The sequence below is a fragment of the Flavobacterium cheongpyeongense genome, from assembly GCF_003202435.1.
Lineage (GTDB): Bacteria > Bacteroidota > Bacteroidia > Flavobacteriales > Flavobacteriaceae > Flavobacterium > Flavobacterium cheongpyeongense.
In genome coordinates, this window is record NZ_QJHK01000044.1 from 1 (window position 1) to 1,454 (window position 1,454).

General features: G+C 30.3%; 1 protein-coding gene. It reads right to left on the reverse strand.

The window, feature by feature from the left end; genetic code table 11:
* Positions 1-151: 151 nt before the first annotated feature.
* On the reverse strand, positions 152-1,372 hold the full coding sequence (locus tag DMB65_RS21820) for an IS4 family transposase (protein ID WP_110308724.1): 1,221 nt from the start codon (positions 1,370-1,372) through the stop codon (positions 152-154).
* Positions 1,373-1,454: the final 82 nt, after the last annotated feature.

The following is a 1,454-nucleotide window of genomic DNA, read 5'->3' on the forward strand; positions in this document are numbered from 1 at the left end:
CATTGTTGTCCGATAAATAATTTCGTTTTGTTAAATATTGTATATTTTTAGATACTTAACGAGGTTCTATCTTGCTTTAGCTTGTTTTTTAGTATTGTCATTAGAATTCAATAAATGGAAAATATAATTTTCAGTTTGATTTATCAAATTCTCATCCTGTGGCTAAATAGTCATCGAATAGTCCTAATTGCCCATTGATTTTTGGATCTAATTCCCAATCTTTTTCGGGACTTTCTAAAAATTTAGTTAGATGAATATAGTTGAATAAATGAATTCTACAAAAACTGACTAAATTAGAGAAAGACCATTGTCGTTTCAAACTTTTCTTTATCACTCCCATCAGAAGATTTACTATCAAGACACAATAAATTTGGATTTTGATAGCGTTCTCATTGTCTCCTAAAAAATATTTTAGCGGGAAATTTTGTTTAATCTGTTTAAACAATAATTCTATCTGCCATCGGATTTTATAAAGCGCAGCTATTGTGTCTGCTCTAAATTCAAATAAATTGCTAATAAACTCGAAAGTTCTTTTGTGTTCCCTGTCATAATATTTTATTTTTCTTAATTTCAATTTGCCTTTGGTACTTTCTTTATCAATTTCAACTTCTATAATTTCGTCCGACAATACACCACTGTGAATCTCTTCTGGAATGGTGTTTTTTTGAGTTACTTCATATTTTGCATTCTCTTTTATTCGGGTTACAAAGCCTGTTTTTTGCTGGGTAAAGTGTTCAAAAGCCTTGTAATCATTGTATCCTTTGTCAAAAATATAAACGGTATTTTCATCACATTTTAGTTTTTCTAAAAACTGATGGTCGTGAGTTGTAGCAGCTGTAAACCATACTAAATTAGGAACTTTTTCATCTGCATTTATCACACTGTGTGATTTAATTCCACCCTTACTTTTTCCATTGCTGGACTTCCTTCCAACGCATTTTAAGATGTCTTTAAACAAGCTGATAGTGGTACTGTCAACAATTTTAACTTTCTTTTCTAATGCTATTTCAACTCGACTGTCCGATAAAACAAAACTATATTTTTCCAATAGCTTGTTGTAGATTTCTTCAAAAAACTCCACTTTTCTAATCTTGTTTGCATCGGATAAAGTACTTTTTTTAGGAAGATGATTTATCCTCACAGTCTCTTCTTTTCCTGATAATCCTAGCATTCCAGAAGAAACTTCACGCAAAGAATTGCACTTTTCCAAACAACAAAAAACCATACTAAATAAATGATCTTGACTTTTGAAATATTTTACATAACGGTCTGAATTATGTTTCTTAACCGCTGTTGAAATCATAGAATCATCTAGTAAAGAAATCAACTGTCCGAAAACAGATTTAGTCGAAAAATACTTATTTTTACCCATCGTTATTTGAATTTTGCAACTCTAAATTACGATGTTTTTTAAGAAGCCATTAATTTGGCTTCTTTTTTATCGGACAACAATG

What these genes read in the sequence shown, in the direction of transcription:
- DMB65_RS21820 (WP_110308724.1), bottom strand. Translation starts at nt 1,372, where the DNA reads ATGGGTAAAAATAAGTATTTTTCGACTAAATCTGTTTTCGGACAGTTG.